32 protein-coding genes are annotated in these 25,638 nt (G+C 43.4%); 13 read left to right on the forward strand and 19 right to left on the reverse strand.

Features of this window, described 5'->3' with window-relative positions:
- Window positions 1-78 precede the first annotated feature (78 nt).
- The 6 genes from ABDD95_RS21095 to ABDD95_RS21120 form a co-directional block, all read right to left on the reverse strand.
- Window positions 79-480 (reverse strand): DoxX family protein, encoded by a 402-nt coding sequence (locus ABDD95_RS21095; RefSeq protein ID WP_345949338.1) that lies wholly within the window; start codon window positions 478-480, stop codon window positions 79-81.
- Between the two features lie 81 nt (window positions 481-561).
- Window positions 562-1,014, reverse strand: coding sequence for an SRPBCC family protein (locus ABDD95_RS21100; RefSeq protein WP_345949339.1), 453 nt, complete (start codon window positions 1,012-1,014; stop codon window positions 562-564).
- Between the two features lies 1 nt (window position 1,015).
- On the reverse strand, window positions 1,016-1,522 hold the full coding sequence (locus ABDD95_RS21105; RefSeq protein ID WP_345949340.1) for an SRPBCC domain-containing protein: 507 nt from the start codon (window positions 1,520-1,522) through the stop codon (window positions 1,016-1,018).
- A 2-nt stretch (window positions 1,523-1,524) separates the two neighbouring features.
- Window positions 1,525-1,851, reverse strand: a complete 327-nt coding sequence (locus ABDD95_RS21110) for a metalloregulator ArsR/SmtB family transcription factor (RefSeq protein WP_345949341.1) — start codon at window positions 1,849-1,851, stop codon at window positions 1,525-1,527.
- A gap of 288 nt (window positions 1,852-2,139) precedes the next feature.
- Window positions 2,140-3,060: a helix-turn-helix domain-containing protein gene (locus tag ABDD95_RS21115; RefSeq protein WP_345949342.1), complete on the reverse strand. Its 921-nt coding sequence runs from the start codon at window positions 3,058-3,060 to the stop codon at window positions 2,140-2,142.
- Window positions 3,061-3,126: 66 nt separating this feature from the next.
- Entirely contained in the window at window positions 3,127-3,960 is an 834-nt protein-coding gene (locus ABDD95_RS21120) for an SDR family NAD(P)-dependent oxidoreductase (protein ID WP_345949343.1), read from the reverse strand.
- A 231-nt stretch (window positions 3,961-4,191) separates the two neighbouring features.
- Between ABDD95_RS21120 and ABDD95_RS21125 the strand changes: the two genes are divergently transcribed.
- The 4 genes from ABDD95_RS21125 to ABDD95_RS21140 all read left to right on the forward strand — a co-directional run bounded on the left by ABDD95_RS21125 (window position 4,192) and on the right by ABDD95_RS21140 (window position 7,232).
- Entirely contained in the window at window positions 4,192-4,707 is a 516-nt protein-coding gene (locus ABDD95_RS21125; RefSeq protein ID WP_345949344.1) for a hypothetical protein, read from the forward strand.
- Entirely contained in the window at window positions 4,682-4,990 is a 309-nt protein-coding gene (locus ABDD95_RS21130) for a hypothetical protein (RefSeq protein WP_345949345.1), read from the forward strand. Before ABDD95_RS21125 ends, ABDD95_RS21130 begins: the two co-directional genes overlap by 26 nt.
- Before the next feature lie 147 nt (window positions 4,991-5,137).
- Window positions 5,138-6,025 (forward strand): dienelactone hydrolase family protein, encoded by an 888-nt coding sequence (locus tag ABDD95_RS21135; protein ID WP_345949346.1) that lies wholly within the window; start codon window positions 5,138-5,140, stop codon window positions 6,023-6,025.
- A gap of 385 nt (window positions 6,026-6,410) precedes the next feature.
- Window positions 6,411-7,232: an alpha/beta hydrolase gene (locus ABDD95_RS21140; protein WP_345949347.1), complete on the forward strand. Its 822-nt coding sequence runs from the start codon at window positions 6,411-6,413 to the stop codon at window positions 7,230-7,232.
- 141 nt (window positions 7,233-7,373) lie between these two features.
- Here the strand turns inward: ABDD95_RS21140 and ABDD95_RS21145 are convergent, their stop codons facing one another.
- The 8 genes from ABDD95_RS21145 to dusB form a co-directional block, all read right to left on the reverse strand.
- On the reverse strand, window positions 7,374-7,742 hold the full coding sequence (locus ABDD95_RS21145) for a nuclear transport factor 2 family protein (RefSeq protein WP_345949348.1): 369 nt from the start codon (window positions 7,740-7,742) through the stop codon (window positions 7,374-7,376).
- A 179-nt stretch (window positions 7,743-7,921) separates the two neighbouring features.
- Window positions 7,922-9,016 (reverse strand): acyltransferase, encoded by a 1,095-nt coding sequence (locus tag ABDD95_RS21150; RefSeq protein ID WP_345949349.1) that lies wholly within the window; start codon window positions 9,014-9,016, stop codon window positions 7,922-7,924.
- 297 nt (window positions 9,017-9,313) lie between these two features.
- Window positions 9,314-10,054 (reverse strand): L,D-transpeptidase family protein, encoded by a 741-nt coding sequence (locus ABDD95_RS21155; protein ID WP_345949350.1) that lies wholly within the window; start codon window positions 10,052-10,054, stop codon window positions 9,314-9,316.
- A 25-nt stretch (window positions 10,055-10,079) separates the two neighbouring features.
- Window positions 10,080-10,547: a hypothetical protein gene (locus ABDD95_RS21160; RefSeq protein WP_345949351.1), complete on the reverse strand. Its 468-nt coding sequence runs from the start codon at window positions 10,545-10,547 to the stop codon at window positions 10,080-10,082.
- Between the two features lie 235 nt (window positions 10,548-10,782).
- Window positions 10,783-11,247, reverse strand: a complete 465-nt coding sequence (locus tag ABDD95_RS21165; protein WP_345949352.1) for a hypothetical protein — start codon at window positions 11,245-11,247, stop codon at window positions 10,783-10,785.
- A 73-nt stretch (window positions 11,248-11,320) separates the two neighbouring features.
- The gene (locus tag ABDD95_RS21170; RefSeq protein WP_345949353.1) at window positions 11,321-12,424 is read right to left on the reverse strand and encodes a Gfo/Idh/MocA family oxidoreductase; all 1,104 of its coding nucleotides are present in this window, start codon (window positions 12,422-12,424) and stop codon (window positions 11,321-11,323) included.
- A 154-nt stretch (window positions 12,425-12,578) separates the two neighbouring features.
- Entirely contained in the window at window positions 12,579-12,968 is a 390-nt protein-coding gene (gene apaG / locus ABDD95_RS21175; RefSeq protein ID WP_345949354.1) for a Co2+/Mg2+ efflux protein ApaG, read from the reverse strand.
- Window positions 12,969-12,998: 30 nt separating this feature from the next.
- Window positions 12,999-13,991: a tRNA dihydrouridine synthase DusB gene (gene dusB / locus ABDD95_RS21180; RefSeq protein ID WP_345949355.1), complete on the reverse strand. Its 993-nt coding sequence runs from the start codon at window positions 13,989-13,991 to the stop codon at window positions 12,999-13,001.
- Between the two features lie 44 nt (window positions 13,992-14,035).
- Between dusB and ABDD95_RS21185 the strand changes: the two genes are divergently transcribed.
- Genes ABDD95_RS21185 through ABDD95_RS21205 form a run of 5 tightly spaced genes read left to right on the forward strand, consistent with a single transcriptional unit; the run spans window position 14,036 to window position 16,904 of the window.
- The gene (locus ABDD95_RS21185) at window positions 14,036-14,977 is read left to right on the forward strand and encodes a CPBP family intramembrane glutamic endopeptidase (protein WP_345949356.1); all 942 of its coding nucleotides are present in this window, start codon (window positions 14,036-14,038) and stop codon (window positions 14,975-14,977) included.
- Window positions 14,977-15,189 carry a DUF2007 domain-containing protein gene (locus ABDD95_RS21190; RefSeq protein ID WP_345949357.1) on the forward strand — a complete coding sequence of 71 codons (213 nt, stop codon included), beginning with the start codon at window positions 14,977-14,979 and terminating at the stop codon, window positions 15,187-15,189. Before ABDD95_RS21185 ends, ABDD95_RS21190 begins: the two co-directional genes overlap by 1 nt.
- On the forward strand, window positions 15,186-16,022 hold the full coding sequence (locus ABDD95_RS21195) for a phosphatidate cytidylyltransferase (RefSeq protein WP_345949358.1): 837 nt from the start codon (window positions 15,186-15,188) through the stop codon (window positions 16,020-16,022). Before ABDD95_RS21190 ends, ABDD95_RS21195 begins: the two co-directional genes overlap by 4 nt.
- A 30-nt stretch (window positions 16,023-16,052) precedes the next feature.
- Window positions 16,053-16,715 (forward strand): phosphatidylserine decarboxylase family protein, encoded by a 663-nt coding sequence (locus tag ABDD95_RS21200; RefSeq protein ID WP_345949359.1) that lies wholly within the window; start codon window positions 16,053-16,055, stop codon window positions 16,713-16,715.
- Window positions 16,716-16,742: 27 nt separating this feature from the next.
- Complete coding sequence (locus ABDD95_RS21205; RefSeq protein WP_345949360.1) at window positions 16,743-16,904, forward strand: hypothetical protein; 162 nt, start codon at window positions 16,743-16,745, stop codon at window positions 16,902-16,904.
- Between the two features lie 66 nt (window positions 16,905-16,970).
- Here ABDD95_RS21205 and ABDD95_RS21210 read toward each other — a convergent pair whose 3' ends face one another.
- Both ABDD95_RS21210 and ABDD95_RS21215 read right to left on the reverse strand, forming a co-directional pair.
- Entirely contained in the window at window positions 16,971-17,939 is a 969-nt protein-coding gene (locus tag ABDD95_RS21210) for a MoxR family ATPase (RefSeq protein WP_345949361.1), read from the reverse strand.
- 12 nt (window positions 17,940-17,951) lie between these two features.
- Entirely contained in the window at window positions 17,952-19,328 is a 1,377-nt protein-coding gene (locus tag ABDD95_RS21215; protein ID WP_345949362.1) for a peptidylprolyl isomerase, read from the reverse strand.
- 182 nt (window positions 19,329-19,510) lie between these two features.
- On the opposite strand from ABDD95_RS21215, the gene ABDD95_RS21220 reads away from it, so the two are divergent.
- Together ABDD95_RS21220 and ABDD95_RS21225 are read left to right on the forward strand one after the other, a co-directional pair.
- Window positions 19,511-20,053 (forward strand): hypothetical protein, encoded by a 543-nt coding sequence (locus ABDD95_RS21220; RefSeq protein WP_345949363.1) that lies wholly within the window; start codon window positions 19,511-19,513, stop codon window positions 20,051-20,053.
- 1 nt (window position 20,054) lies between these two features.
- Window positions 20,055-20,642: a non-canonical purine NTP diphosphatase gene (locus ABDD95_RS21225; protein ID WP_345949364.1), complete on the forward strand. Its 588-nt coding sequence runs from the start codon at window positions 20,055-20,057 to the stop codon at window positions 20,640-20,642.
- A gap of 120 nt (window positions 20,643-20,762) precedes the next feature.
- Here ABDD95_RS21225 and ABDD95_RS21230 read toward each other — a convergent pair whose 3' ends face one another.
- Window positions 20,763-23,045: an OstA-like protein gene (locus ABDD95_RS21230; protein WP_345949365.1), complete on the reverse strand. Its 2,283-nt coding sequence runs from the start codon at window positions 23,043-23,045 to the stop codon at window positions 20,763-20,765.
- A 50-nt stretch (window positions 23,046-23,095) separates the two neighbouring features.
- Between ABDD95_RS21230 and tilS the strand changes: the two genes are divergently transcribed.
- Window positions 23,096-24,424 (forward strand): tRNA lysidine(34) synthetase TilS, encoded by a 1,329-nt coding sequence (tilS, locus tag ABDD95_RS21235; protein ID WP_345949366.1) that lies wholly within the window; start codon window positions 23,096-23,098, stop codon window positions 24,422-24,424.
- A gap of 4 nt (window positions 24,425-24,428) precedes the next feature.
- Entirely contained in the window at window positions 24,429-24,926 is a 498-nt protein-coding gene (locus ABDD95_RS21240) for a hypothetical protein (RefSeq protein WP_345949367.1), read from the forward strand.
- Between the two features lie 55 nt (window positions 24,927-24,981).
- On the opposite strand, the gene ABDD95_RS21245 is transcribed toward ABDD95_RS21240, so the two are convergent.
- Together ABDD95_RS21245 and ABDD95_RS21250 are read right to left on the reverse strand one after the other, a co-directional pair.
- Window positions 24,982-25,305, reverse strand: a complete 324-nt coding sequence (locus ABDD95_RS21245; RefSeq protein WP_345949368.1) for a hypothetical protein — start codon at window positions 25,303-25,305, stop codon at window positions 24,982-24,984.
- Window positions 25,306-25,314: 9 nt separating this feature from the next.
- On the reverse strand, window positions 25,315-25,638 hold the full coding sequence (locus tag ABDD95_RS21250) for a hypothetical protein (RefSeq protein WP_345949369.1): 324 nt from the start codon (window positions 25,636-25,638) through the stop codon (window positions 25,315-25,317).

Here is a 25,638-nt window from a genome sequence, read left to right on the forward strand (position 1 = left end):
TGTAAAACACGTACTGATGTTAATGGTAGCGGCAACATAATGTTGCCGCTACCATTTTTGCATAAGTTTTGGAATCACTTAAGAGCTTGTATCGTACTTGCCATTTAACTGGGCCTGGAGTTTTCGTTTTTTATGCCAGTAAACGTACGACACTAAAATGAGCACAAACCCTAAAAGAATTGGTGCCCAATTTTCAACCGGATCGCCCACGGCAACAAAAGAGTACACAGCGCCTATTAAATCGAAAGTAAACCCGGCATAGGCCCATTCCTTAAGTCTGGGAAAGCGGGGTACAAGCAAGGCAATTACACCTAAAATCTTTAATACACTTAACAAGGGCAGTACATGAGGCCCATATCCAATGTGTTTCATCATAGCTTCGCCCTCTGCATTGGGCATCAGGCCGCCAATGGCCGAAAACAGCATAGCTACAGCTAATAAAACGGTAAATACCCAATAAATAATGTTTACTTTTTTCATGACAGGTTAAAGGTTGTTGATGGTTATGATGTTGTTGTTCGTTTGCCTTTTAAGCTTTTACCTAAGCAAACCGTGTTTAATTTACTCATCTTGAGGCATACCTTCGAGCACCGCTTGCAGGCGGTCAAAGTTTTCCTCATTAGCCGGAACAATAAAGGCTTTCAGCTTTTGACATTCCTCTGCCGATTCAAACGCCATTGTAAATATAACTTTGGTTTTTCCCGGTAGCTCTTCAAAAACAAAAGAGCCGGTAAAGGCATGGTTAGATTGCAGGTGATCGTAAACAATAAGCTCCGGCACAACAATTTGGGTAAACCTGTTTACATTCTCGTGGCTGTTGCCATCGGGTGCATGCATGGTAAATATCCAGTTGCCCCCTATAGTAAAATCAAATTCTTTAAAGATATTGGCAAAACCTTTCGGTCCCCACCATTTGGCCAGGTACTCGGGCTGCGCCCATGCGTTGAATAGCTGCTCGCGCGAAAAGTTAAATACCCTGGTGCTTACAATTTCGTTTGCTTTATCTGTCATCATCTTATTCGGCTATAGATTTGAGATATTCTTCCAACACATTGAATGAACCACCAAAACCTTGCTGCATAGACTGGGTCATTTTAGCAAATTGTGCCATTTCGTCTTCTGTAGCATTTATGGGCCCGCCTTTCAATGTCATGATTGTTTTTCCGTCTGTTTCTTCCAGGGTGAGCACGTTCTTTATTTCAAGCGGCCAGTTTGAAAAGAAGGGCCCACGGATGATGTTACCTTCCGGATCGGCGAACGAGCTTACAAAAACAAGTTTGCGCGGGGCCGAAACTTCATGAAAAACAAACAGCCCCCACATTTCGGTACCATTGGGATGATCCATGCAGTAATGAAAAGTGCCTTCCGGCTTCAGATCAAATTTTTTAATGGTAATGCGGCTTCCTTTTGGTCCCCACCATTTGGCCAGGCGCTCGGGCTCCGTCCATGCTTTAAACACCAGTTCGGGCGGTGCATCCAGTATGCGGGTAATCTCCAGTACAGGTTCTGTTTGTGATGTCATGTTTATGATTGTTTGGTTTGAATTTCCTTTAAGTAGTCCTCCAGCGAATCGAACCGGCTTTCCCAAAGTTTGCGGTACTGTTCTACCCAGTTTGCCACTTCGCCCAATTTTTCAAATCTACCCTCACAATAACGCTCGCGCCCTTTGCGCTTAATTTCTAGCAAACCGCATTCAGTTAGTATCTTCACGTGTAAGGATACCGCCTGCCGGGTTACGTCGAACTTTTCGGCAATAGCATTTAAATTTTGTGGCTTCTCCGCTATCAGGCCAAGTATCGCCCTGCGGGTCGGATCGGCTATAGCCTGGAATACATCTCTTCTGGCATCCATTTCAATAGTTTTTACTGCACACAGCCCCAGTTGGTAATTACCCTGTAAATAACTGATAATACTATCTGCAAGTACCTGCTTGCAAATATATACGCAAGCATTTACTTGCGCAAACTTTTATTATTTATTTTTTTTAAGGAGTAACGTTTTATACAAAAACAAACTCGAGCCATTTCAATATTGGGCGTAGTATAGTTGCTGGCTTACAAAGTTTTGGTCAAGAAAGTGTGTGACTTAACGGATTTGCTTGGTTACTATCAAAGCCTGCTCGTAAAAACTGTAGAATAGTTAGTTAAATGATGCTCTGAACTCAAGCGGCGACAGTTGCGTTTTGCTTTTAAAGAGCTTGTTGAAAGACTGCGGGTATTCGAACCCCAATTGGTAAGCAATTTCACTAACTGACAACGAAGTTGTGGTTAATATATCCTTCGCTTTCTCAATTAGTTTGTGATGAATATGTTGCTGTGCATTAAGGCCGGTTAACGACCGAAGCATATCGCTTAAATAATTGGGCGATACATGGAGCATTTCAGCAATATAGCGTACGGTTGGCAGGCCCTGTTGCTGCACTTTGCCACTGTTAAAATAGTCTGTAAGCAGTTCTTCCAGATTAGTCAACAGGTCATTATTAGCTTGTTTGCGGGTGATGAACTGGCGGTTGTAAAAACGGTTACAATAGTTAAGCAGCAATTCAATGTGAGATAGTATCACATCCTGACTGTAATGATCGGTTGCCGACTCATACTCCAACCGAATGTTCCGCATCGTTGTATCTATCATGGCCTCTTCCTTTTCTGATAGATGTAACGCCTCACTAACCGCATAAGAGAAGTAGCCGTAAGACTTTATTTTGGTTCCTAGTGTATGCCCTTGTATAAAATCAGGATGAACCACGAGCCACCAACCCGATAACTGAAGACCTGCAACGATATCGGTGGTTACTACCTGCCCCGGCGAAAAAAACGTCATCACTCCCTCATCAAAATCGTAGTAATTTTGGCCGTATTTCATCTTCCCCTCAAAATTCTTTTTCAGTGCAATACAATAAAAGTTATAGCAAACGCTGCGCAGGCTTTCATCTGTATAGCAGGTAATCACGCTAAAGTCAATAACACTAATTAATGGATGCGCTGGCTTAGTTATTTTTAATAGCCGGTGCAACTCGGCTATAGAGTTGATGGCATAAGGGGCATGATGTTCTTTACTCATAAGCGATGAATTCTTTAAGTGCGGGCAAGAGCAAGTTACTGAAATGCCGCTTACCCTTACTTAGAGTTATGCTATATTAGTAGATAATGTGATATGTTTCCAGGCTTCTATCTCGTCCTGTTCTTTTTGGCGGTGTTCAGTAACCAACTGATAGGTATCGGGGCCCAGCAGCAAGTGTAATGGCGGGTTGGGCATATCCGTTAAATCCATTAATATTTTAACCAGCTTCTCCGGATCGCCTATTTGTTTTCCGCTAAACTCACGCCACATTTTTTCGGCCTTGTCTAATTGGTACACATCAATTTTGTTTTGGGCAAAAGTCATCGATCCTTTATCCATAAAATTAGTGCGAAACTGGCCGGGTGCAACTACGGTTACCTTAACGCCAAAGGGCTGCGCCTCTTGCGCCAAGGCTTCAGACAAGCCTACCACCGCAAACTTGGCAGCATTGTAACTCGCGGCCTTTGCAAAACCTACATACCCTGCATTGCTCGATATATTGATAAAGTGCCCCGAGCCTTGCTTTCTGAAATAAGGCATGGCTGCCCTAATGGTATTAACGGTGCCAAATAGGTTTACATCCATACTACTACGAAACTCCTCGTCCGTCATTTCTTCCATGCTGCCCACCAGTGAATAGCCTGCATTGTTTACAACCACATCTAATCGCCCAAAGTGTTCAATGGCTTTTTGAATACTATCTTTTACATTTTTATCTGCTGTAATGTCGACCGCTAAAGGCAACAAATTTGCTTTATCGTTCGGTAATTGGCTTTCCAGCGCTTTAACATCTCTTGTTGTGGCAGCCACTCTATTCCCGGTTGAAAGAAGGAGCTTTACTAATGCCAGCCCAATACCTTTTGAGGCTCCGGTTACAAACCATACTTTTTTATGTTCCATAGCTTAATCATATTTATTAAGATACAAAGATGGTAAGGCCCGACGCAAGTAAATTATCCGAATCCCCGATGGTTGTATCCAAAAAGGCCGTAAGCTTCTGCTGAGCAGATTGAAAAGAAGATGCCGGGACTTTAAATACAGAAGTTAAAATGTGATATTCCTTGGCGACATGTTATATTTGGTAAGACTATCTATAGAGTGTTGTGCTTTTTATAACCAAGATAACCAGTTATGGATTTAATTGCAATAAATAAGATACTGGAATACATTTCTGCTCGTCCAGAATCGCAAACGGCCTTTTTAACATTTTTGAAAGAATATGAGCATGAATTTAGAAAGCGTTTTGAGCAAGCTAATGGCTTTAGCGGGGCGGGTGTAGGCGCAGGATCATTTAGTTTAGGAACAGGAGAATATATTATAGAATACGAGTGGCGTGCACAATTGAATGCCATCTGCATCACTTGGCTAGGCAGTAGAGAGGAGCATCAAGCTTATATAAACGATAAACGGAGAATTATGCAGCCTACAGGAAGAAAGTTTGTAGTTGAGCATGTTGTTATTACAATAAGCGGAGGCCGAACCAGTACTAAACGTACTGTTGTTCCTAATAATGACGCTATCGAACCTACAACACCGCAGCCCCTAATGGTAGCTGAATTTGAAGCAGATTCCTATAAAAACCGGAGAAGCTTTAAGCACGCGTTTCGAGTACGAACAGGCCTTGAGAAGAACTACGTCTATTTTTAGTGCTGAGCCAACTACACCAGAGTTTGCAGAACTTAAATTGTTAATTACTGCTATAAAAACTTATGAAGCGCAGTATGTAAAATTCCCAGAACTGCGTTTACTTGACCTTATAAATCATAGGATGGCTATGTTTGGATTAACGCCGGAAAACTTACCGACATTTTTCGGCACACAAGAAAACAAAGATCTGTTCTTTGCCGGTAAAAAGCAGTTAACTAAAGGTAAGCTGCAAAAGTTATTTAAGATGTTGAGTATAAAAATTCCGGTTTCCGAATTTGAGTAATTAATGCGGAGCTATTACTACACACAACATGGCATAAATACAGTTGTTCGTGCGCAATGGGTACGTGTTGCAGGTAGCATTACTGTTACCGTATGGGGAAATAAATGATTACTTTGATTTACTACATTTGAAAAAAAGCCTTTAACCATGAGCGAGATCAACAAAGAAGAAGTTAAACAGGAAGTGTTTGACCTGTATGATGACTATGCACACAACCGCCTCGACCGCCGTGCATTTATGCAAAAACTTTCTCTTTATGCCGTTGGCGGGTTAACTGTGCCATCATTAATGAGTTTTTTGATGCCCGATTATAAAGGGAACGTACAAATTAAGCCCGATGATCCACGTTTAAAATCTGAATATATCAATTATGCCTCACCCAAAGGCGGCGGTACAATTAAAGGCCTGCTATCCAAACCAGTAGATGCCAAAAAGAAATTAGGAGGTGTTATTGTGGTTCACGAAAACCGCGGATTAAACCCTTACATTGAGGATGTGGCCAGAAGGGCTGCCTTGGCGGGCTTTGTTTCATTAGCGCCCGATGCGTTAACACCGCTGGGGGGTTATCCGGGCAATGATGATGAGGGACGTGCTATGCAAAGTAAAAGAGACAAGGGCCAGATGGAAGAAGATTTTATAGCGGCTTACAACTACCTGAAAAATCATAAAGACTGCAACGGCAAAGTAGGTGTTGTAGGCTTTTGTTATGGCGGCGGCATAGCCAATATGATGGCTGTTCGTGTGCCGGAACTGGCTGCTGCGGTACCTTTTTATGGCAGCCAGCCTGCAGTGGCTGATGTGCCTAAAATTAAAGCGCCATTAATGCTGCACTATGCATCGCTTGATACCCGGATTACAGCCGGCTGGCCAGCTTATGAAACTGCTTTGAAAGAGAACGGCAAAAACTACCAGGCCTTTATTTATGAAAACGTGAACCACGGCTTTCACAACGATACTACACCCCGTTATGACAAAGCTGCCGCAGAGCTGGCCTGGAAGCGCACCATTGACTTTTTTAGTGAGCATTTAAAATAGATGTTCTCTATATAAAACAAACAAAGCCCTAAAATACATGAGGCTTTGTTTGTTGACATGACCATACCTCCTCGCTTATCTATTTGATTGATTATTATCATAACGCTCCTGATTTACAGATGATCAGCAAGCCCGAGGGCGCAGCAGCTACTAATTGGGGCTTAGTGAACATTGTTATCCTTTTGTGAAATTTTATTGAGCCCATACTTTGGGTTGCTTTATTTACTACTTTAGTTTTTATTGAAACGTTGGTTTTAAGGTAATCAGTGCAATAGCCGCAGGTTTACTGCACCTTAATAGCGCAAAATGAATAGCTTACAACTGCAGTTTGCTATACAACTGTTTCCACTAATTCATCAATCATCATAACAAAAAACAAAACGCCATGAGTAAAATCACATTGAAAGACGGAACCGAAATTTATTACAAGGACTGGGGAACCGGTCAGCCTATTGTATTTCATCATGGTTGGCCTTTATCAGGTGATGACTGGGACGCACAAATGATGTTTTTTTTGCAACAAGGCTTTAGAGTTATTGCACATGACCGGAGAGGGCACGGAAGATCCAGCCAAACTGCCGACGGACATGACATGGAAACTTATGCGGCCGACGTAGCCGAATTGACTGAGGCACTTGATTTAAAAAACGCTATACACATCGGCCATTCTACAGGTGGTGGCGAAGTTATTCGTTACGTTGCCAAGTATGGAAAAGATCGTGTAGCGAAAGCAGTGCTCATTAGTGCAGTTACGCCTATCATGGCCCAAACTGAAAGTAATCCTGACGGCATTCCTATGTCGATATTTGATGAGATACGTGAAGGAACGGCTACCAACAGACCTCAATATTTCCAGGATTTTACCCTGCCGTTTTATGGATTTAACCGCGAAGGTGCTAAAGTATCGCAAGGCATCAGAGACAACTGGTGGCGCCAGGGGATGATGGGCGGCATAAAGGCCCATTATGACTGTATCAAAGCTTTCTCTGAAACTGATTTTACAGAAGATCTTAAAAGTGTAGATATTCCGGTATTGGTTCTGCATGGAGAGGATGACCAGATTGTTCCGTTCGAGCTTACCGGTGTAAAAGCAGCTAAGCTTTTAAAGAATGGAAAGCTAATCACTTATCCGGGTTTTCCACATGGTATGCCTACAACAGAGGCAGCAACCATTAATAAAGATCTTTTGGCTTTTATTCAATCATAAATAAATCGAAGTTCAGCAAAAAAGCTGTCGCTATGTTAATAGCGACAGCTTTTTGCGTTATAAAGTTCGTGGACTTGCTGGTTGAGGGTATTGCCACTGTGGCAGAGGTCGATCTTAATAATCTTCCTATTGTGTAAGCGTTTAGCTTTTTTCAATATCCATACGTTGTAATAAACCATCGTTTATCACGTAAACATGGGTAACTTTTCCTTCAAACAATATATTGCCATCTAAATCCTTCACCAGTTGGTAAACCTTAACTTCTAAGGTGCCGTTTTCTCTCTCGTAAAAACCAACCGGCGTTACCTTTGGGTCTATCTCTTTCCATTGCCGTTCCCAATAAGCGCTTACTTCATTGTGCCCGTTTGCATAATCACCCTCCCATGCCTTCGACCATTTTACGTCAGGATGCATAACCTGTAGTATTGCACCAATATCCCTGGCGTTGAAAGCAGCATAAGCACTTTCAATTAATGCCCGGTTTTTAAGCGTGTCATTTTTGTTCGTCATATTTCCCGTAAAGTTTAAACTGTAAAATGTTGGGGCATCAAAGCTGTATTTGCTTACACCTCATATTAATTATAGTATTATACAGACAAGTGCATTTTATTTAAGAAATATCACCTGTAAAAAGCGTACAGCCTATATTTGACTTATAAGAAACAAGTGACGTTAAGCAACAGTTACTTTTACTTAGCCAGCTTTTTATTCCGTTTATTGCTCAGATATTTCCTCACCGGGGTGTCGTAAACTACCATTACCAAATATGCCGCCCCAACCAGCAGAAATATACTTACCGTGATGATAAGAGCCAGTTGCGTAGTGTCTGGCTTATGGCTGGTGTAATAATTACCAAACATCCATAACACTGCATAATGCGTCATGTACAAAGGGTAAGAGATGTTGCCCAAGAAACTACATACCTTTTTAAAGCCGGTTGTTAACGGAGTACCTGCTCCTAAAGCGACCAGCAAGGGGAAGTACAACAACACCACCAAAGGCTCAGATAGCCAATTCCATTTGGAGGATGGCATAACAAAGGCCAAAAACAATAACACGGTTGCACCCAAAAACCCCAGCTTGTTCTTAACGATCCAGTTTGAACGGTAAATAAGTAGTCCTGCTAAAAATGAATACGATATCCGGGCGCTTCCGTCCCAAAAGGTAGGGCCGCTCCAGCCACCCAATAAATTGCCTGAATGGTAAGCTACCCAGCAAATAGCCACTGCCGAAACGATAGTTAACAGCAACAGGTAGCCACGCCTGATTTTACAAAGCACAAGTGCGTAAACTATATTGGCAACATACTCCCAAAACAACGACCACGATGGTGCATTGAAACTGAACAGGTTGAAACCCCTGTCGGCTATTACAGGTAAGGGAATAAGCAATATGGAGCAAAAAAATGTCAGGATAATTTTACCGGTGTTGTATAATTCAGGATGGCCGCCAAAAGGGTCGAACAAAAATGCCAGCAAACCTAATACCGACCCTGCTACTACTAAGGGGTGCAGCCGTATGATTCTTGCTTTAAAAAATTCAAATACGCCCATTTTGGCTATACGATCATCATAGGCATACCCAATTACAAAACCAGAAAGGCAGAAGAAAAAATCAACAGCCAAAAAACCATGTCCGATAAAATTCTGGCTGGGGTTGGTATAAACCCATTCCATAAAATGGAACAGGACGACTGCCAGGGCAGCAACGCCCCTTAAACCATCCAAAACTTCAAAATGCTGTTTGGTTTGCAGAATTACCGGGTCGGTTTGGTTTTTATGCATTTGATGTGCCTGTCGGAGTTACTATAAGTTAACAGCGTTATTGCGGTTGCCGCAAAATATCTAAAATTTATAGACCAGCCAAACTCACAATTGAGCCTGGTTGGTGTACAAATGGTTCAACACTGAACGTCTGAGATCTTTGGTAATACAAGCCGTCTACCTTCGTTCCTCTTTTACGTGTGCTCTGAACGGGCATCTTAGACTGTTCCCTCAATGATGTTAAAATATCAACTCCCGGCCAAATAAATAGACCAGACAGAACAAAGATTGATGACCAGATGATAGCAATATGCAGGTTCATTTTTGTTCGTTGCCAAGCAGCATTTTAGTCAGCTTACCATCCAGCCTATAAATATCATCTCTAAAATTCAGCTTTCCCTGGCGATCTACAAACGCAGTGAGATAGGTAATGAACACCGGAATTTTTGTATTTAAGGTAACATACTGCTCTTTTCCGGCATGCATTGCACGATCTATCTTCGACTCATTCCACGCAGGATCATTCTTCAATAGAAAATTTGCGAGCCTTGCCGGTTCGCCCACCCGGATACAGCCATGACTGAACGCCCGTGAATTTTCGCCAAATAAAGACTTGGACGGCGTATCATGCAAGTAAATATTATAATTATTAGGAAACAAGAATTTGACGAGACCCAGCGAATTGGCCGGGCCGGGCCTTTGCCTAACGGCTGGTACACCGCTCTGATAGCCTGTAACCTCCATATTGTGTTTAGAAAGGTAATTCTCGTCTGCTTTCATGCCTGGGATGACTTCATTTTTGAGAATGCCTGGCGGAATATTCCAGTAGGGGCTAAACACCACATACTTCACTTCGCCATAAAAAAGTGTAGTTTGGTGAACGGTTTGACCAACAACCACGTTGCAGCTCCAAAGCAGGCTGTCGGCATGATAAACGTGTAGCTTAAACTCCGGAACATTAACGCCAAGGTAATCTCCATCTAAGCCGGACGGCAGCCAGCGACAGCGCTCCATATTAATCATCAGCTGTTCGATACGTTTATTGAGTGGTATATTCAAGCTGGTAAGCGTTGCCCTGGAGAGTTTACCAGTAAGCGGCAATGGCTACAATACAGGTTCCATTTGCGGTATTGCCTTCGCCCCGTATTACAATACCATTTTTAGTAATCCGGATAGTACCCGGCACTAAATATTTGCCTTTCTTAAGCAAAACAGCACCGCGATAGCCATTAGCATCTGGCGCACGGGCCGATACCTCGTTAATGGCATCCTGTATAATTTGCTCACTACTGCCTTCCGCAGCCGGGCTTATGGTTTTCACTACCGGAACATTAGGCCATTGCTTTTCGCCGCTATGGTAGCCTACGTTACTAAAATCGGGCAGCGTATTCCCTTTGGCATCGGCCTTATACTGTAAGGAGCCGTCTTTTTGTAGCCTTACTAAATCTGTATCTACCAGCGCTTGATGGTAGGCAGTAAAAGATAAGGATATTAACGAAAGGCTTAAAGCCGGCCGCAACCAGTACGACTTTTTTAATTTCTGAATAAGCATAAGCAATGCTAGGATAATTGGTTGGCTTAAAAGTAAAGTGTAGCAATACTTTATGCAAATAGATGTGCAATTATAGTTCTATATCGTCAAGTGCGAGTACGGTCGCCCTTTTGTCAGGCACGATTTTATATTATGCCGGTACAGCATCCATGATGAATTAAAAACGAGATGCCCTGCAGTTTAACAACTACAGGGCATCTTAGCACTTGTGTAATTAACTTACTGAAAAGTATACTTATTTACAATCTTCGAAAGAAGCCATTTGCTGACGCAAATCGGCAATGTAACCTTTTAGCGCCTCGGGCTCGCCGTGGTACTCAAATGTCACCTTATGCTTAGTTTGCCCCCGCTGTATTTCAATCCACTCCGCACCACCGTCGGCACAATCGGGGCAGCCATAAACGGCATTGAGCTTACTAAACTTTTCAAAATCTATTTTATCTATAATCTGCTTCCATTGCTCCTCCGTGAGTGACTTTTGGCAAGTCTTGGTTTCCGGCCCTCCATTCTTCTTGCGAATAAGCTGAACACCGCTTTGCTTAACGGTAACCTCGTTATTGCAATAGCCTGCACACATACCAAACGAAGTACCATATTTGATACTATCGCTGCTGCTAACATTTTCTTTATCGCAGCCAGAGAGCAACAAACCTGCCGTTATTATGGTAATAATAACTGTTAAATTTAAAATCTTTTTCATAAAGTTTAAACATTGATACACTCATTACGCATAATTAAGCTACTGTGCTACAGCATTATGGAAATTTTCATTCTTATACCAATTCCCTGCGGCCGCCGTTGTCCATGCTACGGTATATAGCCTCAATTACCTTCATATCTTTAAGTCCCTCCTCGCCAGGTACACGGGTTGGCTTACGCAGGGCAACACATTGTGCAAAGTTATCCATTTGGGCAGCTTGCTGATTCATTGGCTGGTAAACCAGGGGGCCCTTAGTAGTTTTGCCTTGAAGACCATTATAATAAAAACTCGGACTAAGTTCAAAGCCGCCCCGCTGCGTAGTAGCCTTTAGGCTGCTCCAATTATTATTGTAGCTGCTTTTACACTGCGCTTTAAAGCCGCCAGGAAATTCTAACTCAAAAAACACAGTTTCATCAACTTCGTTAAATAAATCGGGGCGTGTCTTTTCCTGTTGTGCGGTAACAGCTATTGGTTCCTCACCAGTGGTGTAGCGAGCGGCTTGTATGGTGTAAATGCCCATATCCATCAGGGAACCACCGCCCGACATTGCCTTTTTTAAGCGCCAAGTGGGCGTGCTTCCCCATCTAAAACCGTTGGCTGCTTCAAGGCTGGTTAGAGCGCCCAGCACTTTTTGCTGCCCAAGTCGCATTACTTCCTGATGGTAAGGATCAAAATGCAGGCGGTAACCAATAGATAGCATGCGGTTAGCTTTTTTACAGGCATTAATCATCTCAAGGCAGTCTGCCACGTTAAGGGCCATGGGCTTTTCACAAATAACATGCTTGCCGGCTTTAGCCGCCCTGATAGTAAATTCCTTGTGCATAGATACCGGGAGCACCACGTATACAATATCAATATCGGGGTTGTCCTTTATGCTGTCAAAATTCTGATAATTGTAAATGTTATTTTGTGGGATATTGTACTTTTTTGCCCAATCCGTAGCTTTGGAAGGCGTACCGGTTACAATACCAGCCAGGTAACAATGCTGTGTTTGCTGCAATGCAGGCGCCAGTTGCCCGCTGCTGTAACCGCCCAAGCCAACCAGCGCAATACCCAGCTTTTTACCAGGCTTGGTTTTAGCCCATGCCGGCCATACTGAGCTTAAAGTAAGAGCGCCTGCGCCTATGCCGGCCAGCCGCATAAACGACCGCCGAGAGAATGGATGCGTATTTTTCATAGGAGTATAATGGGGTTATACTCAAACTTACGGAAATCTCAAGATAAAACGATGCGCAATTTTAATCGATTGTAGTGAATTAAAACTCATTATCTGTAAACAAAAAATCCCGGCTCTTTCAGGAACCAGGACTTTCAAAAATGTGTTATTACTATTAGTTCATTTTGAACGGTGCGACCAAATAGAACTCAGGTATTTGTGCATCGAACAGGCTGTTATCCAATAGACGCTGCATCTGGTATTCACCTTTCATGCTGCCCATATCTGTCTTTAAATTACACCCCGATATATACTCGTGCGATTCACCTGGTTCGATTATAGGCTGCTGACCAATCACGCCTTCGCCTTCCACTTCCCGGCGGCTGCCGTTTGAGTCGAATATATGCCAGTGTCGGCGCATGAGCTGAACGGTGTAATCACTTAAATTCTCAATATGTATTTTATAGGCGAACATATAATGCTCGTTTGCCGGATTAGAATATTCAGGCTGGTACTGTGTTTCAACCGAAATCCTAACCCCGTCTGTAATTGTAGTAGTAGCCATATCCAAAGTTATATTATCGCAAATCAATAATCAAGCCATTTCAGCTGTATATCTTTCATTTATTTGCCATAAAATGTCAAATAGCTCCTCGATGTTTTCCGTTGATACCAGTCTCGTCCTGAACTCTTTAAAGTTTTCCAACCCCTTAAAGTAGTTGGAGTAATGGCGGCGCATCTCAAAAACACCTGTTTTAGGGCCTTTCCACTCTATTGATTTTTGCAGGTGTGTTTTGCAAACATCAATACGCTCAGCAATAGTAGGCTTTTCGCGATGCTCTCCGGTTTCAAAAAAGTGTTTTACTTCTCTGAATATCCAGGGATAACCAATAGCCGCTCTGCCAATCATCATACCATCTACACCATATTCTAACCGCCAGTTGGCTGCTTTTTCGGGCGTATCAATATCACCGTTACCAAAAATTGGTATCTGTATGCGTGGATTTTTCTTGATCTTGCTTATTAGGGTCCAATCGGCCACGCCTTTATACATTTGAGCGCGGGTACGGCCATGTATGGTAAGAGCTTTAATGCCTACATCCTGCAGGCGTTCGGCCACTTCATAAACGTTCTTAGTGTTATCGTCCCAGCCGAGGCGGGTTTTTACGGTTACCGGCAGGTGTGTAGCTTCCACAACAGCTTTGGTCATGGCTACCATTTTATCAATATCCTGCAACAAGCTGGCGCCGGCGCCACGGCAAGCTACGTTTTTAACCGGGCAACCGTAATTAATATCCATCAGATCGGGCCCGGCTTGCGTGGCAATCTCCGTAGCCTCGCGCATGCTGTTAATATCACTGCCAAAAATCTGGATGCCAATGGGGCGCTCATACTCAAATATATCCAGCTTTTGCCGGCTCTTTGCGGCGTCGCGTATCAAGCCTTCCGACGAGATAAACTCTGTATACATCATATCCGCACCGTTTTGCTTGCACACATAGCGAAAGGGCGGGTCGCTCACATCCTCCATGGGCGCCAGCAACAGCGGGAATTCTCCTAAATCAATATTTCCTATTTGTACCGACATGCTTATCTTTAACCACCGCAAAAATACGAATTTGCGGCAACTCTATGATCACTGAAAAACCAGAATATAAAAGCAAGGCAGACTTTACCCCTGCTGTACAGTTTGTTATCTTTTGTGCAGTTGCTATTGGCTTAATTACAGCCGGTAATGTTATAGCAATGGGCATTATATTTATGCTTTATGGTTTAGATGCCTTAAAGCTTATTATGGCTATGAACTTGACCTCTCCGCAAGCAATACAGTCGCTTTGGCTATTGCAGATTGTGGGAACAACATTACCTATCCTGTTTACACCAATCGTGTTCAGCAAATTTATTGTACGCAATACATCAGCATATTTGCTTGCCGGCACGCGCTTTCCGTTGGCATTACTGGCTATTGTTTTCTCGCTGATGATCATGAGCAGCCCTGTTATGGAAGTGCTGATTAACCTTAACCAAAAAATGGTACTTCCTGATTTTTTGAAGGCCATTGAAGATTGGATGCGCTCATCAGAAGAGGCGGCGCAAAAGGCTACTGAGGCTTTGTTAAAGATGAACACATGGTTGGATATGGTTAAATGCCTGCTACTGGTTGGCCTGGTAACGGCCATTGCTGAGGAACTAATGTTCAGGGGGACACTACAGACTATATTTATCAGGTGGACCAATAACCCCCATCTGGCCATATGGATCACGGCAACCTTGTTTAGCGCATTCCATATAGAATTCTTTGGCTTTTTGCCGCGGTTAATGCTTGGCGTATTTTTTGGCTACTTTGCTTATTGGAGCGGCAGTGTTTGGCCTGCGGTATGGGCTCACTTTTTAAATAACGGCTCAGCAGTGGTGTTAACCTACCTTTATCAACATAAAAAGCTCAACATTGACCCCAATAACCAGCATGCCTTTAATTACAGTTTGTATGCTTTAAGTTTGATAATTACTGTAGCTTTGTTATTAATTTACCGTAAAACAGCTCTCGAAAGAAACAACCTCAGCGCGCATTAATGGAAAAAAACTGGGTTAAAATTTATACCTCAACCGATTACTATCAGGCCGAGATCATTAAACAAGTGCTTATTGAGCACGAGATTGGCGCCGTACTCCTTAACCGGCAATCATCATCACACCGTAACTTTGGCAATGTTGAAGTTTACATTCACGAAGAAGATTTTAGCAAAGCCATTGAGCTGATGGTAATGAACCAGATTAGTTTATGAAAACACGTGCTATAACCGGCATTATCTTTATTGTGGTAATGCTGGGTTCATTTTTTGCCGGTCCGGCGGTATTTGGCCTATTTTATTTACTGCTCGGCATCATTTGCCTACAGGAGTTCTATAAACTTCTTAAAAAAGCGGGCTTACACCCAAACCTTCCGGCAGGCATTGTTAACGGCGTTTTAATTTTTGGCTACTTTGCTTTATTATGCTACCGTAATGCAACCGCTACGCCCGATGCCGCATTTGATTTCCCGCTTTACAGGTACGTATTTTTATTGCCGGTAACGCTGGCTGCTATACTGGTATGGGAACTTTACCGAGAGTTTAATAATCCGTTTAGTAATATAGCCTATACTTTATTCGGGATTATATTCGCACTTATTCCGTTTTGCTTTTTCCATGCACTGGCTTATGTAAGCACCGGCTACAACCCGCATTTTCCAATGGCTTTTTTGTTTATGCTTTGGGCTAATGACACGGGTGCTTACCTGGTTGGCCAGCAGTTTGGCCGTACCAAGCTGTTTGAGCGGCATTCTCCTAAAAAGACCTGGGAAGGCTTTATAGGCGGCGTTTTGATCAGCGCACTGGTTGGGTACATCATTAGCCTGTATTTTAACGAGCTACCCTGGCGTAACTGGGTATCTATTGCTATTATTATAGGTACCGTAGGCACCCTGGGCGATTTAATAGAATCGATGTTTAAGCGCAGCATCAACATTAAAGACAGCGGCGGCATTTTGCCAGGCCACGGTGGCTTGCTTGACCGCTTTGATGGATTGCTGCTTGCGGCTCCGGTTGTTTTTGCCTATTTGTACCTCATTTTTAATTAGTATTTTTGCTTTCTTTTATTTCAATAAGCTATGACTTTTCATAAAGAAGGATATACCTCCATGGCCCTGTGCATTCTGTTTATATTTATACTGAATGCGCTGGTGCACTTTTTTTATCCGGATGCCGTAGTGCTCAAATGGATTGTATACATCCTGTCGTTTTTACTGTTTGTGATTATTCTGCAGTTTTTCAGAAGCCCTAAATTTGCCATAACAACGCATAACCAGCATGTGATTTGCCCGGCAGACGGCAAAGTAGTGGTGATTGAAGAGGTGGAAGAGACCGAATATTTGAAAGACAAGCGCATCCAGATTTCAGTTTTCATGTCGCCTGTTAATGTACACGTAAACCGTAACCCTATAGCAGGTGTGGTAAAATATTTCAAGTATCACCCTGGTAAATATCTTGTTGCGTGGCACCCTAAATCATCTACCGAAAACGAGCGTACTACCATTGCCATTGAAAACCCGGAAGGTGTAACCGTACTTTTCAGGCAAATTGCCGGTGCCTTAGCCCGTCGAATTGTTTGGTATGTTAAAGAAGGACAACAAGTGGAGCAGGGCCAGCAATTTGGCTTTATTAAATTTGGTTCACGTGTTGATATCTTCTTACCTATAGGTACACAAGTTAATGTGAACCTGGGTGATAAGGTAAAAGGCGGCCGTACTATTTTGGCCGAACTAACAGCTTAATTGCTTAACCATTTAAATCTTATAACCATGAACAAATTTGTACTCACTCTGGCTGCTGCCATGGCACTATCGGCCACTCAATCATTTGCACAAGATAAAGGCAAAAAGAAATGCGGTGGCGATTGTTGCAAAAAAGAAGCTAAGGCGGCTACGTTAAAGAAGACTAATACGGCCGTTAAAAAAGCTTAAGTATTTATTTATATTAAAAAGGAAAAGCCCGTTTGACAACATCAAACGGGCTTTTCCTTTTAGCAATTAAAACAACTGCTCTATAATCTGATCTGTACTCAAGCCTTCAGCTTCGGCGTGGTAACTGCGTACTATGCGATGCCTTAAAATAGGCTTGGCAACGGCCTGTACATCCTCAATATCGGGCGAGTACTTACCGCTGATTACCGCATGACATTTAGCACCTAAGATTAAAAACTGCGACGCACGAGGGCCCGCGCCCCAATTAAGTAAACGCTTAACCTGCGGTGTAGCCAGTTCGCCCTGCGGACGTGTTTTAGATACCATGCGCACGGCATATTCCAACACATGATCTGTAACCGGGATATTCCTTACCAATTGCTGAAACTCTATAATCTCGCGTGCACTAATTACTTTGTTCAGTTGCACAGTATTCGTGCTGGTTGTATTTTTTACCACTTGCAACTCTTCAGCAAATGATGGATAACCTAGCGTAACGTTGAACATAAAACGGTCCAGCTGAGCCTCCGGTAAAGGATAGGTACCTTCTTGTTCAATAGGATTTTGGGTAGCTAACACAAAAAACGGCTGATCCAGTTTATGGGTAACACCTGCTGCTGTAACCGCCTTTTCCTGCATGGCCTCTAAAAGAGCAGCCTGCGTTTTCGGCGGCGTACGGTTAATTTCATCGGCCAATATAATATTCGAAAAAATAGGGCCTTTTATAAACTTAAAGTGCCGATCTTCGCCCAATATTTCTGCACCAATAATGTCTGACGGCATTAAATCTGGCGTGAACTGTACCCTGTTGAAATTAAGATCGAGCACACGGGCAATAGTTTGCACCAATAAGGTTTTAGCCAAACCGGGTACACCTACCAGCAAGCAATGCCCATTGCTAAATATAGAAATTAGTACCGACTTTATAACTTCATCCTGGCCTACTATAACTTTCCCTATTTCGGCCTTGGTGTTTAAGTATGCCTGCCTTAAGGCATCAGCAGCTTCTACTTCTGAACGGTACGACGACGACATGCAGTTGGTATATTATGGCTTAATTTGAGCGGTTTGCGTTGTATTTACCCATTCTTTTAACTGAGTGCAAGACTGAAACTCAGGATCGATGCGTACATAGGTGTTCTTTCTTTTCTTTTCAAACCACTCACTTACTGTACGGTTAGTTTTATCGGCTTGCGCGTTCTCTTTTAATCGCGGAAGATCTTGCGCAAGGTTGGCCTTATGCGCATTGGTTACCGAACGCAGGTAAAATACCTTATAGGTAGATTTACCGTCTTGCGCTGTTACCAACTGCGGTTTCGAAATACTGTTTACCTTCATGGTATCAACAACCAGCGCTACCTGCGGGTCAAGCTTATCGGTTGGGATAAGCGTTGAGCGCGACTGCACATCCTCCGCATTCATTAACATACCACCGTTGTACTTGGTCTCTTTATCGTCTGAATAAACAGAGGCAGCGGTAGAAAAATCGATCTGGCGGTTCTTGGTGATCAGGGTATAAACACTATCGGCCTTAAGCCTTGCACGCTCTAAGCTGGCTGGCGTGGTAGCCGGCGTTACCAGTACGTGGCGGGCATGTACCTGCTCACCCCTGCGCTCGATAACCTGCAAAAAGTGAAAACCGTAATCGGACTCGAACACGGGAGATATTTCACCGGCTTTAAGTTTAAACGCGGTTGCTGTAAACTCTTTTACCATTTGAGAGCGATCAAAGAAACCCAAATCACCACCATCAGGCGCTGAACCCGGATCTTGCGAATACAGACGGGCTATCGTACCAAAATCTTCGCCGTTTTTAACACGGGTGCGTAAGCCTTCTGCCTTGTCTCTGTAAAATTGCTTTTCATCTTTGTTCAGTTTGGGCTGAAACACAATTTCGCCAACCTCTACCTCTTTGTTATAAGAGGGAAGGCTATCTTTAGGAATACGCTCAAAAAAACGCTGCACTTCCTGCGGAGTAACGCTAACCTTCTCGGTAATTTTTTGCTGCATCTTTTCTGCAACCAATTGCTCCTTAATATCTGAACGTATCTCATCCTTATACTGGATTACAGAGCGGCCCAGAAACTGCTCGAGGCGGTCCTGCCCGCCAGCACGCTGAATCATACCACGCATACGGCGGTCAATTTGTGCGTCTACATCATCTTCAGTTACACTAACGCTATCTATTACGGCCTGTTGAGCCAATAACTTTTGCGTCAATAACCGACCTAAAATAGAACACTTAATGGCAGGGTCGGGTGAGCCGCCCTGTGCCAGGTACTGTGCGTATGATAACTCAATATCTGATTTTAAAATAATGCTTCCCCCTACTACGCCGGCCACTTTATCCAAAGTGTTTTTTTGCGCGTGGGCAAGGGTAAATGTCAATAAGCAACTTAATAATACAATTCCAAACTTTCTCATGTACACTTTAATTGAGCGCTTGCCTTAGTATGCAGCAAGCACTTGAAATAAACCTCCGAATTTCGCAAATTTTCTGCACTTCGGCGGTATAAATATAGCATTATATACCTGTGGCATAATAATATGCGAATATGCCCATAAAGCTACAGATGCTTTAGTTATTTTTGTTAAAATTTGTTAAAGTGAGACCTGATACAACGCCGCCCCAACTAAGCCACTTTTTAACCGAAGAACTTTATTTGCTCGCAGCGGATAAAGCGTTTTATGGCAACGCCTTTGCTGCCCAGGCACCTGTGCCAGATGCTGCTCCACAAGAGCCTGCCATCGTTAAAGAAACGCCCGCTTTAACATTTAAGTACTTAGGCGGCAATCAAAAAAAGATGCTTGTATTATGCCATTACGCTGATGCCGAATACATGGCAGATGCGCATTTAACAGCGCTTACCAATACCATAGGCCGACTGGGTTATACCCTAAATGATGTGGCCATTGTTAACCTTTTCAATTATGAGGACTCGGCCTGGCCTCAATTAAACAGTTTTTTTCACCCTCAAAAGCTGCTGATATTAGGCAATGCCGCCTGTCCGCAGGGCTTGCCTAAACTTGGCCAAAACCAGATGCAACCATTAGAGGGTTTAAAAGCGCTCTATACTTATAGTTTTACTGAAATGATAGGCCAGAAAGAGAACACAAAAACTTTTTGGACCCAGATACAAACCTTGTAATATGCCTGCCACCTTAGTATTTGCCACCCACAACCAGCACAAGTTACAGGAAGTTGCCGCTAAAACGGGCGATAGTTTGCATTTGAAAAGCCTTACTGACATTGGCTGCCACGATGAGATCGTAGAAGATGGCACCACTTTCAGGCAAAACGCATCTATTAAAAGTCGTTACATATACAATAAGTTTCACCTTAACTGTTTTGGCGACGACAGCGGGCTGGAAATAGAAGCCCTGAACAATGAGCCGGGCGTTTACTCGGCACGTTATGCCGGCCAACATGGACAACACGAAGCCAACATTAATAAAGTTTTACAAAATCTGCAGGGCGTTACTAACCGGCGAGCCTGTTTCCGTACGGTAATTTCCCTGATCTGGAATGGTGAAGAGCACTTTTTTGAAGGCACTATAAACGGCAACATACGCCAGGAAAAGGCCGGAGCAGAAGGTTTTGGCTATGACCCGATTTTTGAGCCCGACGGCTATAATATTACTTTTGCCGAGATGAGCATGGCCGAAAAGAACCGCATCAGTCACCGCGCTATAGCGATGGAAAAGCTAATTGCTTTTTTGAATGAACAGGCGGTTTAATATTGATATGGGCAACTACCTTAGACTGCTGCCAGCTAATACTTATCCATTTCCATTCCTCCTGAGCGCGGATTTGCTTTGCACGCTTTTTCCACTTTTTCTTATCAATATAAAGCGCAATTAAGGATTCACTCTGGAGCTATCACGCCTTGTAGGCTTGGTGGTAGTGCCAGGACCTTTCATGGTACTGTCTGGCATAGGGCGTTTAACTGTTGCCGGATCTACCAGCGGTAACCCCGACTTGGTTGCAGTGGAATCGGCGGGTGGCGGCTTAATGCCTGGCGGGCTTGATTTGCGACCCGTGCCTGCTGGCGCTTTTGCAGGTGTCTTTTTAACCGGCATCTTTCCTGTAGGCTTTTTCCTGGCCGATGGCGATATGATGGACTCCTTAGATACAGGCCGGTCTTTAGGTTTCCAGATAAAGCCTTTTAATATCTTATCATCGTCGGTAGCCTTGTCAATCGGCTTAATGTTTTGTTCTACTTTGGTATACTGTGTAATATTACTGGCGCTGTTATTTTTAAAATTAACCCGTATGCGACTGCTTATAGTACGCAGTAACTGGGTTACTACACCGCTATCGCGGTTAAAGTAAATAGTTTCGGCATTACCATCTACAAACAGGCGCTGCAGCTTGTTGTCGGCAAAAAAGCCTCGCATACGTTTGCCGGCCACCTGATTAAAATGGGTGGAGTCATTCTTTTCGATATTGACCGTAAAGGCCGAAAGGAATATATCCATGTTATCCAGCTTCTTATTTTTTAGCTGCAAATAAATCGTATCACCAGAAATTTGTGATCCTTGAGTCCAGAACATCGGGTTCACAAAGCAACGCATGGTAGAATCGCTGTAACTGTAGAACATAGAATCGGCCTTGGCCTGTAAATCCGACTTAAATATTCTTGCATTATGATGAGCGCTCAGGATACGGATACGGGCCGTATCACTCAAAGTAAACTGCCTTTGCATAAATACCGAATCGGGCCGCGAGGGCTTCGCAGCTAAAACCGGCTTTTTCTTTAATGTCGAGTCTTTTACTACCCTCTTCCTTTGTGTTGTATCTACCGGTTTAGGTTTGCCAAAATAGTCGGGCTTTAAAAAGCTCATATCCATCTTAATATCGGCGGGCGGCATCGGTATCAGGTTTTTAGTAGTTGAAAGCTTTAAAGGCGCCTTTTTAACTATAGCCGCTTTTGTTGCTATTAAACTCGTATCGCGTATACCGGCCAGCCGCATTTTCTCTTGCATGGCGCGCAGTACTTTGTTAGTAACAATCTGGGTTTCGAGCGTGTCGGCACCCCAGTAAATGGTATCGCGCTTAACACGCGGCGGCGGCTTTACGGCTAATGAATCATTACCGGTTGCTGTGCTTTTAACCGGTAAATTTTTGGCATTCGCTGTAGATTTAACCACAGGTAAGCTATTGGCAGGCGTTGATTTTTTGGCAGCCGTGTTTTTGCTCCCCTTTACCGGAGCTAGCGGTACAACAGCCGAGTCTTTTTGTGTAGTATCACGCTGCTCCGTTATAAATATGGCGTATGGGTTTTGGGTGACTATTACACGCTCATCAGCCTTATAATAAGTTCCAAGCTGACCTTTAATGGTCACCTTTTGCTCCTTATCATCAAAAGTCACATTTTTTACTGCCCTCCCATATCCCTTTAGGCGGTCAAAATAAAGGCTATCGCCTTTTAAAGATTTTGTATTTTGCGTGTACAAATTCTTTTTACTGAAGAATGCCTCTTCGGTAATGGTATGGTACTCGCCTCGCTCGGTGTACAGGGTATCTTTGTCTTTACCAATAATTCGGGTAGGGCCATAAAAGTAAGATATACGGGTACCTGAATTGTAACGCAAGGTATCGGTACGGATAGTAGCATCAATAGTAGTGAGTACCACATTGTATCGAAAGTAAGCATCACGTGTGGACGCAAAATAATAACCGTTTTTGCTGATCAGGGTATTGTCCTTATTTACCAGTTTACCACCGCCTGTATAGGTACCAATGCGGGTAGCGGTATTGTACGTAAGGTAATTGGTGGTTAAAGTGGCATCGCGGTCAACCATGCGCACATTGTCTGTAACTAAGGCCACGTGTGTATTACCGTTGTAATACAGCTTATCACCATAAACGTTCAGCGTATCGCCCTGGTTAATGTTTACATTGCCAAAGGCGTCAAATGAATTTTTTTGCGGATAAAAATAGGCACTGTCTGATCGTAGTGTAGAATTCTCTTGTTGAAAAATGCCCTTGTATACCTTAATAACATCTTCTCCATTGCGCTTCATGCCCTCACTGCGGTCTGACCGAATCAGATTAACTATGGTAGTTTTGGGCTTTCGTTGTGCAGTAGCCGCGGCAGCAATCAGTAACAGGATGTATATAAAGAGACATTTTCTCACGCTGCAAAATTAGTTGTTTGGTTGCGGTTATTAAATTAATAATTTTGGCTATGCTGCCGGTTCATCGTTTTACTGCCCTTATACAACAGCACCAGCTGTTTGAGGCCCAAAGTTCGGTACTGGTTGCCGTAAGCGGCGGCATGGACTCGGTGCTGCTAACGCATCTGCTTAAAGCGGCCGGCTACACATTTGCCATTGCACATTGCAACTTTCAGTTGCGAGGCGCCGAGGCTGATGCCGATCAGCAATTTTGCCGGCAACTGGCCATTAATATGCAGGTGCCTTTTCACACTATCAACTTCGACACCACAGGCTACGCCATTGAGCATAAAGTCTCCATCCAGATGGCAGCCCGTGAGTTGCGTTACCAATGGTTTGAACAAGTGCGACAACAACATGGTTACCATACCGTTGCGCTGGCACATCACCAAAACGACACAATTGAAACTATATTGTTGAACCTTACCCGCGGCACCGGCATTGCAGGCCTGCATGGCATTTTGCCCCAAAACAACCAGTGGGTACGTCCTTTGTTGTTTTTAAACCGCGAGGAGATTGAAGAGCTGATTAAATTAAACAACCTGGCTTACGTTGAGGACAGCTCCAATGCATCAACCAAATATGCGCGCAACAAGCTGCGGCATGAGGTAATACCCCGGCTAAAGGAGTTAAACCCTAACCTCGAAAACACCTTTGAACGCAACCTAACTCATTTCCGGGAATTAGAGCAACTACTGGAAATGCAGCTGGCAGCCCTGAAGAAGGAATTGCTGTTACCTCAGGGTAATGAAGTTCATTTACCATTGGATGGTATTCGCCGGCTTACGCCACAACGGTTGTTGCTCACTGGCCTGTTGAAAGAATTTGGCTTTAACGATACCACCATAGACGACCTGATTACCGCCCTGCCTAAGCATAGCGGACGGGTGTTTGATTCGGGCACACACACCTTGATACTTGACCGTGAACGACTAATTTTAACACCCAAACACCATCATACACCTGCGCTTGTTCTTATACAGGCAGATGACACTATTGTAGCTTATGGCATTAACCATATACAAATAACACAAGCTGAAATACCTTTTGCTATACAGCAAAACCCCAGCATTGCAGCCGTTGATGCAGATTTACTAATTTACCCGCTAACCTTGCGCAACTGGCAACAGGGCGATTATTTTATACCGCTGGGGATGGCTGCCCGTAAGAAATTAAGCGACTTTTTCATCAACCAAAAGATTCCGCTGCATCAAAAAACAAAGGTACCCCTAATTGTAAATGGCAACAATGAAATAATTTGGCTTGCAGGTTACCGGCTCGACAACCGGTATAAATTAACACCGCAAACTAAAAAAGTTGCTATCTTCGAATTATTATAAAGTCATGACAGCTACAAAACCGGTTTTTACTGAAAAGCAATATCTTGGCCGCGAATGGATACCGGTTACCATACGGCTTGCGTTGGCTATGGTGTGCTTTGCCGTTTATTTTTTTAAAGATGAGAATGAACGCAATGCCGACTTACTGGTAGTCGTAGGGTTTGCAATCGTTATATTGTCTATTATATTGGGTTTTGTAGTACACTTCAGTACCAGGGTGCAAAATAAAAGTATTTTACTAAACGGCTTATGGACCACCCGCCTTGTTAAAATTGATCTGAACAGTATTGTAAAGGTAGAAACCGCTCCTTACAGCCGCTACCTGTTCAATAACCCGGTATATAACCTGCACTCAAAAGGAACCATTAGGTTTTACACGGCAGGCAATGACGCCATTCATTTAACCGACCGCGATGGATTAGTTTACATTATTGGCTCACAGCATTGCAATGAGTTTTTAAGAGCCATACAAGGAGAAATGGCGAGTAAGAATCAAGAGTAAACACTATAGATGCAATGGCTCTTACATTTAAGCGTCCAACTCTCACCTCTAATTCTTAAAAAACTGTAAACACCCCTCTGGTATATGGCAGGTTGCGTGTTAGCTTTTCCATTTGCCGTTCAAACACGTCTTTCGACTCCGCCGACCCCATTTCATTCATCTTTTTTGAGTAACGCCACAGCAATTCGCCATCGGCCCCGTTGGCTACTTTTATAGTGAGGGTTACTTCTGCTGTTTTATCATAACCAAATATAGCTGCCGTTACAACCCCTACATTTGGTGTGTTTTCCCTACGCAGCATATCGCCAAAAATAACGGCATCTACGCCTAAAGCTTTGGCAATTTCATCTTTAGAGTAAACGTCTAAACTACCAGTCATGCCGGCCTGCTACAACAGGCGATTAGTTTCAAGCACGTTCTGAAAGCGGACTTTGTATTTAAAGAATTCACGCAGCAGCGAGGAGTAGACCTCGAATTGTACTTGCTGGGCAAGTTCTACTTCCTGGCGGGCGTGCCATACCGTATCCAGATTCTTCGGCGTTTTACGGTAGGTGATCTGCACATCAAACGGCAGTATGGCAACGGTGTGGTGCGCTTTGATAGCTTCTCTTAAGTGCGGGCTTTTGTAAACCTGCTTGGCGGGTTCCAGCAACTGGGCCATAGCCTGACAGGCGAAAAGACATACGGCGAGTATGAGTATAACTTTTTTCAT

Source organism: Mucilaginibacter sp. PAMB04274 (assembly GCF_039634385.2).
Classification (GTDB): domain Bacteria; phylum Bacteroidota; class Bacteroidia; order Sphingobacteriales; family Sphingobacteriaceae; genus Mucilaginibacter.